Raw genomic sequence first — 12,428 nt, 5'->3', positions numbered from 1 at the left:
TGCCCTTCGAGCCCGGCGTGGAGGCCCGATGCGTGTTCAGTTCTCAGTACGGCTGCTTGCGATAGCCGTAAGATCGACGACATAGCTCGGGCTGCACTCGTTTGCCCCCTGATGCGCGTCGTCGGGATTTGCCATGTGTGCCATTGCCCGACAGAATCGCGCGCCGAGCCGGCGCAACCTGCCTGGCGGCCGTGGTGAAAAGAGGTTGGAGTTGAACGAGCGAAGCTTGTCCGAGCGTCTCGAACGCGTGGCGGCGCATGTGCCGGTCGGCGCGCGGCTGGCCGACATCGGCTCGGACCACGGCTACCTGCCCGTGGCGCTGATGAACCGTGGCGTCATCGACGCCGCGGTGGCTGGCGAGGTGGCCATGACACCGTTTCTGGCTGCCGAGCGCACCGTGGACGAGAACCACCTGGGCGCGCGCATCCGCGTGCGCCTGGCCAGTGGCTTGGCGGCGATCGAGCCAGCAGATGGCATCACGGTGGTCAGCCTCTGCGGCATGGGCGGCGAGACCATTCGCGACATTCTCGAACGCGATAAGAACCGTCTGAGCGGCGAGGAGCGCCTGATCCTGCAGCCCAACGGCGGCGAGCAGCCGCTGCGCCAATGGCTGATGGAAAACGGCTACCGCATCCTCTACGAAGAGCTGCTGCGGGAACACCGCTTCTACTACGAAATCATCGTCGCCGAGCGTACCGGGCCGGTTTCGTACAGCGCCGAGGAACTGTATTTCGGGCCCCTGCAATTGCGCGAGCGCAGCCCCGTATTCCTGGCCAAGTGGCAACGCCTGCTGCAGTTGAAGCGCCAGACCCTGGCCAACTTCGCCCAGGCACGGCAGCAGGTGGCCGATGAGAGGGTGCAGTCGCTCGCCCAGCAGGTCCGATGGATCACCGAGCTGCTGGCGTGACCTTGAGAAGGATCCTTGGCGATGGCCATCGACGACTGGAGGCCGGCGCGATTTTGTGCAGTCGGTCATCAGGCAACAGGGCAAAGTCGGTAGCATATCGGGCCCGATAGCGACGGCAGTCCCCTCCATACGCAGCTCGTTGAATGGGCTGATGGACGGTTTCACCTGGCAAGGACACGCGATGACATTCCGCCCGTTTCAGCTCGAGCCGAAAGACCTCGGTCTTCTCTTCTATGTGCTGAGTCTGCTGCTGCCAGCCATCAGGCAGCACCACGAACGGCTCGAGGTCCCGCCGGTCGTCTATGGCTGGGAAGTCTTGCTGACCGGCGCGTTGGCGATACCCGATGCGGGCATCGCATGGCTGGCGAACGTAGCCTTCGCTGTCGCCTACTTATCCAGAAAGCCTGGGCGCGTGCGCGTTTGTTCGGCTGCGGCGATCGCGCTGGGGCTGACCTCGTTCACCTACAGCGGTATCTGGAATGATGGTGATGGAAGGATTTCGATCACCGGGTACAGCTATGGCTTCTATGTGTGGATGCTCGCCTTCATCTGGCTGCCGTTGTCGCGGTTGGTCAGGTAGCCATCCCGGGCATCGCGGCGCTCAACGACGGGCCACTGGGCCGCAATGCCCCCTGGCGAATAGCCTCGCATGGGCGCCCCGAGCCACCCGGCGAGCCTCGGCCCGATCGGTGGCGATGGATAAAAAATACGGATTCTTTACGCTCTCGTGACGTTTATAAGTCGATTTCTGGACAAATCCCGTCGATAATTTTCCGGCAGCGGAGGAACTCCGCATCCGCAGAGCGTAAACGGCAGCCGTTCCAGGCTTCATCTGGAATAACCCAGCCCTCTCATTGAGCCAGACCTAAACCCTCATGTTCGAATTATTCAGCGGGCTCGACGCCTGGTTGGCGTTGAGCCTGGCACTCGCCTTGCTCTTCGTCCTCACCTTCGAATTCATCAATGGTTTCCACGATACGGCCAACGCCGTGGCGACGGTCATCTACACGAAAGCCATGCCGCCAAACCTGGCCGTCGTCATGTCGGGCATATTCAACTTCTTCGGTGTCTTGCTCGGTGGCGTGGGGGTGGCTTACGCCATCGTTCACCTGCTGCCGGTCGAGCTGCTGATCAACGTGAATACCTCCCATGGCCTGATCATGGTGTTCTCGCTGCTGGCTGCGGCGATCACCTGGAACCTCGGCACCTGGTACTTCGGCATTCCGGCCTCCAGCTCGCACACGCTGATCGGCTCGATCCTCGGCGTGGGCCTGGCCAATGCGCTGCTCACCGACATTCCGCTCGGTGACGGCGTGAACTGGCAGAAAGCCAGTGATATCGGCCTGTCGCTGATCTTCTCGCCGATTGCCGGTTTCATTGTCGCCGCGCTGCTGTTTCTCGCGCTCAAGCACTGGATGCCGACGCCGAAGGTGCATAGCACGCCGGTCTCGCGCAAGGAAATCAAAGGCAAGAACAAGCCGCCGTTCTGGAACCGTCTGGTACTGATCGTCTCGGCCATGGCGGTGAGCTTCGTGCACGGCTCCAACGATGGTCAGAAGGGCATCGGTCTGATCATGCTGGTGCTGATCGGCATCGTGCCGGCCAAGTTCGTTCTCGACCTGAACAGCACCACCTACCAGATCGAGCGTACCCGCGACGCGGCCATTCACCTGGGCGAGTTCTATCAGCGCAACGCGCCGACCCTGAACGAGTTCCTGGCCCTGGGCAAATCCGGCAACAGCGAACTGCCGAAGCAATTTCGTTGCGATCCGAAACTCACCGAGCTGACCATCACCACGTTGCTCAAGACCCTCGACGGCGTGAAGGACTACCACAGCCTGAGCGAAGAGAAGCGCATCGACATCCGTCGCTACCTGCTCTGCCTGGATGACTCGGCCAAGAAAGTCGGCAAGCTCGAAAACCTGCCAGCTCGCGAGAAGGCCGACCTCGACAAGCTGCGCAAGGACCTGACCGCGACCACCGAGTACGCGCCTTTCTGGGTGATCATCGCCGTGGCCCTGGCCCTGGGGATCGGCACCATGGTCGGCTGGAAGCGCGTGGTGAAAACCGTCGGTGAGAAGATCGGCAAGCAGGGCATGACCTATGCTCAGGGCATGAGCGCGCAGATCACCGCCGCCTGCGCCATCGGGCTGGCCAACGTCTACAGCCTGCCGGTATCCACCACCCATGTGCTGTCATCCGGGGTTGCCGGCACCATGGTCGCCAACCGCAGTGGCCTGCAGGGCAGCACCATCAGCAACATCCTGCTGGCCTGGGTACTTACCTTGCCCACCTCCATGGCGCTGGCAGCAGGTCTGTTCTATGGCGCGACGCTGATCTTCGGCTGATAGCGCTGCTTCAGAGAACGCGGTGCCTGCCGAGCAGGTACCGCGTTTTTTTGTTTCTGGGGCCTGTCCACCGGGCCGACTCATCGCTGCCGAGCAAGCCATCTCTCTGCCGTGAAACAGTGCCGTCAGGCCGAATGCACGGTCGCGCCTGGCGAATCGGCGTAGGCTGCTGCCAGCCCGTGCAGCAAGCCGCTTCGGCTGTTCATGGTTCCCGTCAGTACACGCCGAATCGATCAGGTCATTCTCATGACACGCTCACACAACCCGCCCATCGCTTTCCATCTGGGGCCTGATGCCGAGAACGATTGGGCGGCCGCCATGCTCGAACACCACGGGCTGCATTGCCAATTCGATCAGGCGCACATCGCAGGTTCATCTGCGCAAAGCTGGCACCTGGGCGATATCGGGGTGACGCGTGCCGACCTCGTGTCACTCGCGTTAGTGCCCGCAGGCGAAGATCAGGGCTCATGGCAAGGTCAGTGGCTGTACCTGAAGCTGATGACCGGTGGGCGTGTCGACATCGAACAGGCTGGAAGCACTCACCGGTTTACCGCGGGCAGCATGTTCTTCATCGACCCTGAACGGCGTTTCCACGAGTCGTTTGCCGAGCGTGGGCAAATGACCGTACTGCGCATTCCCAAGGGCATCCTGCGGGAGCGTGGCCTGCGGCACTCGCTGCGCTCGCCGGTCATCACCGATGTGGGCTCGGCGGATACCCGGGCCATCCGTGACCTGATTCACTGCATCGCGCAGCAGCATGTCGCCCCTGGCCCGGCGGTCCGTGACCTGATGGGCCGACAGTTGCTCGACCTGGTCGATAGCATGCTGGGCGGGGCAGGGGACAAAGCCAGGTCGCGCAGTGCCGACGCCGTTCTGTCGAGAGCCCGACGGCATATCCATCTGCATCTGGCAGACCCACGTCTCGACTGCACGGCGGTCGCCGAAGCGGCCCACGTTTCGGTCAAGCACCTGCAACGCTTGTTCAGGGAGCAGAACACCACCCTGATGCGGCAGGTCTGGAGCGTCCGCCTGCAGCATGCGCAGCGGCTGCTGACTTCCACCGCCGGGCGCCCAAGCGTGCAGGATGTGGCCTGGCAATCCGGCTTCGCCACGGCCTCGCATTTCAGCCGTGCCTATCAGGCGCATTTCGGCATCTGCCCTTCGCAGGTCGGCGCCGCCAGGTAAGAACGTCCCGCCACTCGCCTGATCATCGATAGCGCCTCCGGGGCATGCAGCATGCGCCCTGCAGGTAAGGGGCGTGCGTCGGTCCCGCTCTAGAATCGATCGGGTCTTCACAGACCGATCCATTCCATGGCCAGCGTCATGACGCCAGCCGCCTCCTTTCGTTGCTCACCTGTTCGGCAGTCGTTCATCGCGTCCGCTGCAACGGTGCATAGGCCCATTCGTGAACAATCATTCCTGTATCGCCGACGAAGCAGACTTCGCTCGTCAGGTTGAAGAGAACCAGTTTCGCCAGCAAACCAACCTTCGCAGCGCATACGATTACATCGTCTGCGGCTCCGGTACTTCGGGCTCGGTGGTTGCCCGGCGTCTGGCGGAAAACCCGGATGTCAGGGTGCTGCTGCTCGAGGCAGGCGGCAGCGACGACCTATCCAGCGTCAGCGATGCCGGGGTCTGGTTCACCAACCTGGGCAGTGAGCGCGATTGGCAGTTCGTGGCGCAGCCCAACCCGCACCTGCACGGTCGGCAGATGCCCCTCTCGATGGGCAAGGTGCTCGGCGGGGGCGCCTCGATCAACGTGATGGTCTGGTCCCGTGGGCACAGCAGCGACTGGGACCATTTCGCCAGCGAGTCCGGCGACCCGGCCTGGAACTATCAGTCGACACTGGCCACCTACCGGCGCATCGAGAACTGGCAGGGCGCCCCGGACCCATTGCGTCGAGGCACGGGCGGCCCGGTGTTCGTGCAACCTGCGCCCGACCCCAATCCGGTCGCGCCTGCCATGCTGGCCGCGGCGGCGAAGCTCGGGATGACCGTTTACGACGACCAGAACGGCGCGATGATGGAGGGGCCAGGCGGTGCGGCACTGACCAACGTGTGCCTGAGTGACGGGCGCCGACGCTCGATATTCCGCAGCTACGTGTTCCCGTCGATGGTGCAGCCCAACCTGACGGTATTGACCCACGCACACGTCCTGCGTGTGCTGCTGGAGGGCCAGCGGGCGGTCGGCGTCGAAGTGCTCTACCAAGGCCGGATCATCCACTTCGGAGCCGGTGAGGAGGTGGTGCTGTCGTTGGGAGCGATCAACACGCCCAAGGTGCTCATGCTGTCGGGAATCGGCGATGCGCAGCAGCTTGCCAGGCACTCTATCGAGCCGGTGCAGCACCTGCCGGGTGTCGGCCAGAACTACCAGGACCACATCATGGTTTCCGGTTGCATCTGGGACTACGAACAGCCTCACGCACCGCGCAACAACGCCGGCGAGTCGACGTTCCTGTGGAAAAGCAGCGCCGCGCTCGACGCGCCGGACATCCAGACCTTTCTCGCCGAGATCCCCATCGCGACCCCCGAGGCACAGGCCATGTACCATCCGCCCGCGGCGGCCTGGTCATTGCTTCCAGGCCTCGTGCGGCCCAAAAGCAGAGGGTCGATCACCCTCACGGGCAGCGGTGCCATGGACCCGCTGAAGATCGACAGCGGCGCGCTCAGCGAACCGGAGGATCTGCAAGCCCTGGTGCGCGCGGTCGAGTTGTGTCGAGAGATCGGCAACAGCGAAACCATGCGCCCCTTCGCAAGACGCGAGGTCATGCCCGGGCCATTGCGCGGTGCTGCGCTCGAGGCATTCGTGCGCAACGCGGCGTCCACCGTGTGGCACCAGTCATGCACGGCGAAGATGGGCACGGATGCCTTGTCGGTGGTCGACGCACAGCTGCGGGTCTACGGCATCCAGCGTCTGCGCATCGCCGATGCTTCGATCATGCCGCGGGTCACCACCGGCAACACCATGGCGCCCTGCGTGATCATCGGCGAGCGTCTGGGCAGCCTGCTCACCGCCTAGCCATAGGCGACTCGCAACGCTCTGCAGTGCCGGGCCGAACCGCGGGCGCGCTACCGAATCGCCCTTCAACAGCGCGATCGCCGAGGCGTCATCGTATTTTCATGCGCAGCGGGTTTCATGGTGGGTGTCCCGCTGCCGGTGCGTCTTGACGTTCGGGGCGGGAAGCGGGCGCAGCCTGTGGGCGGCGCCTCCACTTGTACCAGTTCTACCAGTAGCGAGGCTTGCGACCAGCCATGCAAGCACCGGCAGTCACTGTACTTTTCTGGTGTCCCGCAGAAGGATAAAACAATGACCGTCAAGGCTACGAACAACCAAGGCGTCGACGCCAAGGGTGACTCGAACTCCGTCAAGGATTGGGATCAGGCGACCGAACAGGCCAAGCAGGCAGGCATTCGCTGGGAAAAGCCAGCGGACGACAAGCGCTCCGCCAAGGAGATCATCGAGGACAGCCCACTGCTCAAGAACCTGGGTAACCAGAGTGGCGTGAAGGACATGCTCAGGGATCGCGTCGGTGATTTCGAGAACGACCCCGATGCCGCCTTTCGCGCCGCTCAGGTGCTCGAACATATCGAGAAGATAGACAGCAGTGGCAACCGTATCGTCAGCGACAACGTCGATAACGGTCGGGTCGATGGCTTCACCAAGGGCGGCGATGCCAAGCACGGCACCGAAGCCGGGCGGCTGCAGGATTTCGGCAAGTATGGTTTCGACCATCTCGAGGGCAAGCTCAATGACGTGAGCACGGCCGCCGATGACAAGTACGCCCGTCAGCAGGCCGAAGCCGTCGGCATTCAATGGCAACGCCCCGAGGGTGACGAGCGCTCGGCACAGGACATCATCGACGACAGCCCGCTGCTCAAGAACCTCGGCAACCAGAGTGGCGTGAAGGACATGCTCAAGGAGCGTGTCGGTGATTTCGAGAATGACCCGGATGCCGCCTTCCGTGCCGCCCAGGTGCTCGAACACATCGAAACCCTCGACGGCTCCGGCGACAAGATCGCTGGCAAGGATGTCGGCAATGGCCGCGTCGACGGTTTCACCAAAGGCGGCGATGCCAAGAACGGCACCGAAGCCGGGCGCCTGCAGGACTTCGGCAAGTATGGCTTCTCGCATCTGCAGGGCGAACTGCGCAACCCCACCGCGGCTGCGGACAACAAGGAAGCCAGGGCGCAGGCCGAGCAACTGGGCATCATCTGGGAGCGGCCGAAGAACGACGAGCGCACCGCTCAGGAGATCATCGACGGCGATCCGTTGCTCAAGAACCTCGGCAACCAGAGCGGCATCAAGGACATGCTCAAGGAGCAGGTCGGTGATTTCGAAACCGACGCCGATGCCGCCTACCGCGCCTCCCAGGTGCTCGAGCACATCGAAACCCACGATGCCGACGGCAAGGCGCTCACCGGCGCTGACATCGGCAACGGCAAGATCGACGGTGTGACCAAGAGCGGCGAAGCCAGGCACGGCACCGAAGCCGGGCGCCTGCAGGACTTCGGCAAGCATGGTTTTTCCGCCCTCAAGGGGCCCGAGCCGACAGAGGACAGCAAGATGGATTTCGCCCGTGAAGCCGCCGGGCTGCCACCTGCCAGCGAGCTCGACATCGCCAATCTCGAGACCACCACCGTCGACCCCAAGGACAAGAACGGCAAGCTCACGGTCAGCGAAATGACCTGGCAGAACCTGATGAAGGACTGGAAGGCCGGCATCGACAACGGCAGCATCGGCAAGGATGACGATCGCGCCAAACTCTACAACGCCTTGCGTGCCCAGGCAGCCACCGAGAATGGCCTGGACATGGTCACCCTCGACATCTCCATGGGCAAGAGCACTGCCAAGGCCAATGGCGATGACCTGTCAGCGATCATCGACGGCACGAAGCTCGACGAGCAGATCGGCCAATTGTTCGGCTCGCAAAGCGTGCAGAAGGATTTCAAGGCCCAGCAGGACAAGGCGCTGGATGCCTTGCCCGACAAGGACGGCGTGCGCGAGAAGCTCGAAGACACGGCATTCTCCGAGGAGTATTCGCGTTATATCGCCGACCTGAAAGAGAAGGGCCTGGGCGATCTGGCCGAGGCGGACATCGCCAAGACCTACGCGTCCCTGACGGCGTTCGATCCCGACAAGGCCGCGCAGTTCTCGCAGCACATGATGATCGATGCCACCACCATGGACCTCGACAAACTGATGGCCGACCCATCGCTGATCAGCGATGACAACACTGCCCTGGCCACTCAGGACACCATCAAGACACTGCTCACCGCCTTGAAGAAAGGCGGCATCGATATGACCCGCCGCACCGTGGAAACGGAGCGTTTCGTTCAGGAATTTCTCGGCAACAAGCAGACCGCCAAGGCCTTCGGCGATGCCCTGAAGGAACTGGGTGCGACCTTCGCCAAGAATGGCACGGTGACCTCGGCCGACATCGACAAGGTCATGGGCAAGGACGTCTACAAGACCCTGGGCGAGGGCGCTCACGGCAGCATGCTGAAGACCATCACCGAGCTCAACGCCAACGGAGCACTGGGTTCAACTGGTGGCTTGATCTCCCTGGCGTCGGGCATCTACCAACTGGCCGGCAAGGGCGGCACCCTGGCCGATACGCCGGAAGAGCGCCTGGCCATCGCCAAGGACTTCGTCAGTGTGCTGGGCGCCGGCCAGCACTTCGTCAATCTGGGCAGCAACATCTACGACAACATCCGTGGCACCCAGACCAACCAGATGCTCGGCCTGGACAAGTCGCTGCCACAGATATTCGGCAAGGATGCACCCGGCGGCGCCGGGCACAACATGAGCGTGATCCAGGGCGAGGTGAAGAAGCTATACGAGGACTTCAACAGTGCCGTCGATGCCGCGCCCATCGACAACAAAGAGAAGCTCGCCGAAAAGCTCAACATGTCCGACGAGCAACTCAAGACCATCAACGATGGCTTCCGTGATGGCTTCGCCAAGAACCCCGGGCTCAACGGCAGCACGCCGACCAGCCGTGGTATTTCCGCTTTCCTGCGGATCATGGATGCGGGCGCCAACAGCTTCACGGGTGTTGCCGATCTGGTGCTCGGCGGCCTGAAGATCAAATCCGGGATGGGCAGCAACGACCAGGTCGCCATCGCCCAGGGGGCGATCACCGTGGCTGCTGGCGCCTTCAACGTCGCTGGCGGCGGTGCGCAGATGGCCGCGCTGATGGGCTCCAATGCCGCCAGGGCTCTTGCCGGGCCGTTGTTGTGGGCTGGCGCTGCATTGACCGTGGCGCTGACGCCGTTCCTGATCGTCGAAGACATCAAGCACAGCAACCGCATGGATGCCCACCGTGCCGACCTCGATCAGTTGTTCAAGGACCTGGATGCCCAGGGCCTGCTCACCGAGAACGGGCTGCAGCGCTACGAGTTCCTCGACGACTACATGTACAACTATGCCCAGCGGGACGCACCGGATGACCAGAGCATCTTCGAGTACCGCGAAGAGGAATACGCGTTCTACCGTGAGGAAGGTCGCCTGCCGGAAAACGGCTGGGATCACCTGGTGCACGACGACTACAAGGGGGATGGTGCCAACCTCGATACCCAGATGGCGTAAGGCAACCTGACGCCTCTGATCACCCTGTGCTCGACCGGCCCGTGAGCAGTTGCGCCGGTCGGGTCCTGGGGCTGGTAGTCGGTAGGGAGGCGACTCGTTGAGAGATCGCCATCTTGCGATGCAATGATCAGGTTCGGTTGGCGTCGTCGTAGTCGGGGCTGCGGTGCCCGTTCTCCGGCTCCACGCGGCCGCTCACCAGCCAAAGCGCATACTCGGGGAAGGCCTCCGCCAGAATGCCGATTTCTTCGGTGCCGATCCGAATCTTCTCGCTGCTGATATTTCGCCAGCGATCGTAATTCTTCCCGCCCTTTTCACTGAGGCGTTTGGGCCCGACCGCCTTTATCAATTGAAGGGCTCTATCCCGAACCAAATCCATATAGGTATAAATCATTTTGCGTAAACTTTACGCAGCCTTGCTGCTGGTGTAGATTTTACGCGGGGTGATTTTTACGCAAAGCAGCGCTTTGCAACGAATCGCGCATAGTGCAGCAAAGGCCCACCCGATGGAAGGAACCCACCGGGCACACGCACTTGGCTATCGCGCAGGCTCAGCCAGTGGCCATTCGCAACCGGTATCAAGGAGGAGACCACACGCCATGTCCGATCAGACGCAATTGCCCGATGCAGCCCATGCCCTGGCCTATATGGGCAAGACGGTACTCGTCGAACTGCAGTGGGATGATGAACCCCGGTCATACTGGTATCGCGTGCACGTGGTGGGTGTCGTGCTACCGATGGCGGGCGTTTTCGACGAGGCCTACTTCATGACCAAGGCCGTCGATGACCCCAGCCCTTACCCGGAGGAGCTGTTCTTTTCCGACATTCGCAGCATTCGGGCGATACGCCACTGAACGTAGCCGGGGCGCCTTCTCATGGTGGCGGCAACGCCCAGGTGAGCGCGGCCCCAGTCGGCAGAGCCACCGGGCGACTGGGGCAGGCACAAGCCCTGACGGCAGGCGTTACCAGGCGGCGATGTGCGAGTCGGCCCGTGGCTCGGTGCCGCCGCACAGAACGCCGGTTCGCGGGTCGCGAACGATGATCTGCCCGCGACCGTAGTCGGTCGAGTCACAGGCGATCTGCACGTCGTGGCCCATTCTGCTCAGCGCGTTGGCCAGGTCCCGGGAGGCGGCCTGTTCGATGCCGACCTTCATGCCGCCCAGCCATTGCCAGCGAGGCGCGTCGAGAGCCGCCTGCGGGTTGAGGCCGAAGTCCACCAGGTTCATGACCATCTGCACGTGCCCTTGCGGTTGCATGTAGCCGCCCATCACCCCGAACGGGCCGATGGCTTCGCCGCCTTTGGTCAGGAAGCCGGGGATGATGGTGTGGAAGGTCTTCTTGCCCGCCGCCAGGCAGTTGGCGTGCTGCGGATCGAGGCTGAATTCCTGGCCGCGGTTCTGCAGGGCGATGCCGCTGTCGGGCAGCACCACACCGGAGCCGAAGCCGTGGTAGTTGCTCTGAATGAACGACACCATGTTGCCTTGCGCGTCGGCCGTCGCCAGGTACACGGTGCCGCTGGCATGGGGATCGCCATGGGCCGGGGCAAGCGCCTGCTCACCGATCTGCCCGCGTCGCCGCTCGCTGTAGGCGTCGCTCAGCAGGTCGGCTACCGCCACGCGCATGTGCAGGGGGTCGGTGATGTAGTGCAGGCCGTCGCTGTAGGCCAGCTTCATGGCTTCCAGCTGGCGGTGCCAGGTGCGCTTGCTGTCGCGGTGATCGAAGTCGAAGCCTTCGAGAATCTTCAGCGCCATCAGGGCCACCAGTCCCTGTCCGCTCGGTGGGATTTCCCAGACATCCACGCCCCGATAATTGACATGGATCGGCTCCACCCACTGCGCTCGATAGGTCTCGAGGTCAGTGGCGCGCAGATAACCACCGGTGGCCCTGGCATGAGCATCCAGACGCTGCGCCAAGGCCCCGCGATAGAAGCTTTCGCACTGGCTGCTGGCCAGTTCTTCGAGGGTGCGCGCTTGCGCCTCGTTACGGAAAATTTCCCCCGCCCTTGGCGCCCGGCCATCGATCAGGAAGGTGTCGAACCAGGCGTCCAGTGCTGCATCACGATGCGGGCTGAATTCGTCCAGCGCGATCTGCCATTGGTGGGCGACCACCGGCGACACCGGGAAGCCGCCTCGCGCCAGGCTGATGGCCGGTTGCAGCAGGTCGGCGAAGGGCAGAGCGCCGAAGCGCTGCGACAGCTCGGCCCAGGCCGAAGGGCAGCCCGGTACGGTGACTGGCGTCCAGCCATACAGCGGCATCTGCTCATGCCCGGCAGCCTTCACGGCCTCGATGCTCAGGCCCGCGGGGGCATGGCCGTTGGCGTTGAGGCCATGCAGTTGGCCCTTGCACCAGACCAGCGCGAAAGCATCGCCGCCCAGGCCGCAGCCGGTGGGTTCGACCACGGTGAGTGCGGCCGCCGTGGCGATGGCGGCGTCGATCGCGTTACCGCCTTTTTGCATGATTTCGATGCCGGCCTGGGCGGCCAGCGGTTGAGAGGCGGCGACCATGCCACGATGGGCGAAGACGCTCTGGCGTTGCGAAGGGTAGGGGTATTCGTGGGCAGAGAATTTCAACATGGCGGAAGCTCTTC

The 12,428-nt window shown here is 63.1% G+C and carries 9 protein-coding genes; 7 read left to right on the top strand and 2 right to left on the bottom strand.

The window, feature by feature from the left end; genetic code table 11:
• Window positions 1–211 precede the first annotated feature (211 nt).
• The 6 genes from QRN22_RS11070 to QRN22_RS11045 all read left to right on the top strand — a co-directional run bounded on the left by QRN22_RS11070 (window position 212) and on the right by QRN22_RS11045 (window position 9,844).
• Window positions 212–907, top strand: coding sequence for a tRNA (adenine(22)-N(1))-methyltransferase (locus QRN22_RS11070; RefSeq protein WP_285402609.1), 696 nt, complete (start codon window positions 212–214; stop codon window positions 905–907).
• A 151-nt stretch (window positions 908–1,058) separates the two neighbouring features.
• On the top strand, window positions 1,059–1,487 hold the full coding sequence (locus QRN22_RS11065) for a hypothetical protein (protein WP_156152801.1): 429 nt from the start codon (window positions 1,059–1,061) through the stop codon (window positions 1,485–1,487).
• Window positions 1,488–1,782: 295 nt separating this feature from the next.
• A complete protein-coding gene (locus QRN22_RS11060; RefSeq protein WP_042556387.1) occupies window positions 1,783–3,255 on the top strand; it encodes an inorganic phosphate transporter in 1,473 nt (490 codons plus the stop codon).
• A gap of 246 nt (window positions 3,256–3,501) precedes the next feature.
• Window positions 3,502–4,440, top strand: coding sequence for a helix-turn-helix transcriptional regulator (locus tag QRN22_RS11055; RefSeq protein ID WP_042556388.1), 939 nt, complete (start codon window positions 3,502–3,504; stop codon window positions 4,438–4,440).
• 220 nt (window positions 4,441–4,660) lie between these two features.
• Entirely contained in the window at window positions 4,661–6,274 is a 1,614-nt protein-coding gene (locus QRN22_RS11050; protein WP_042556389.1) for a GMC family oxidoreductase, read from the top strand.
• 288 nt (window positions 6,275–6,562) lie between these two features.
• Window positions 6,563–9,844, top strand: coding sequence for a type III effector HrpK domain-containing protein (locus tag QRN22_RS11045; RefSeq protein WP_052493868.1), 3,282 nt, complete (start codon window positions 6,563–6,565; stop codon window positions 9,842–9,844).
• A 127-nt stretch (window positions 9,845–9,971) separates the two neighbouring features.
• On the opposite strand, the gene QRN22_RS11040 is transcribed toward QRN22_RS11045, so the two are convergent.
• Complete coding sequence (locus QRN22_RS11040) at window positions 9,972–10,235, bottom strand: DNA-binding protein (RefSeq protein ID WP_231570232.1); 264 nt, start codon at window positions 10,233–10,235, stop codon at window positions 9,972–9,974.
• Between the two features lie 205 nt (window positions 10,236–10,440).
• On the opposite strand from QRN22_RS11040, the gene QRN22_RS11035 reads away from it, so the two are divergent.
• Window positions 10,441–10,695, top strand: a complete 255-nt coding sequence (locus QRN22_RS11035) for a hypothetical protein (RefSeq protein WP_042556391.1) — start codon at window positions 10,441–10,443, stop codon at window positions 10,693–10,695.
• A 108-nt stretch (window positions 10,696–10,803) separates the two neighbouring features.
• Here the strand turns inward: QRN22_RS11035 and QRN22_RS11030 are convergent, their stop codons facing one another.
• Window positions 10,804–12,414, bottom strand: coding sequence for a gamma-glutamyltransferase family protein (locus QRN22_RS11030; protein ID WP_042556392.1), 1,611 nt, complete (start codon window positions 12,412–12,414; stop codon window positions 10,804–10,806).
• Between the last annotated feature and the right edge of the window lie 14 nt (window positions 12,415–12,428).

Origin of the sequence: Pseudomonas sp. MEJ086, from assembly GCF_030209025.1 — a bacterium.
Classification (GTDB): domain Bacteria; phylum Pseudomonadota; class Gammaproteobacteria; order Pseudomonadales; family Pseudomonadaceae; genus Aquipseudomonas; species Aquipseudomonas fulva_A.
Note: the sequence above shows the minus strand (reverse complement) of the source record. Positions and strands in the feature narration are given on the sequence as shown.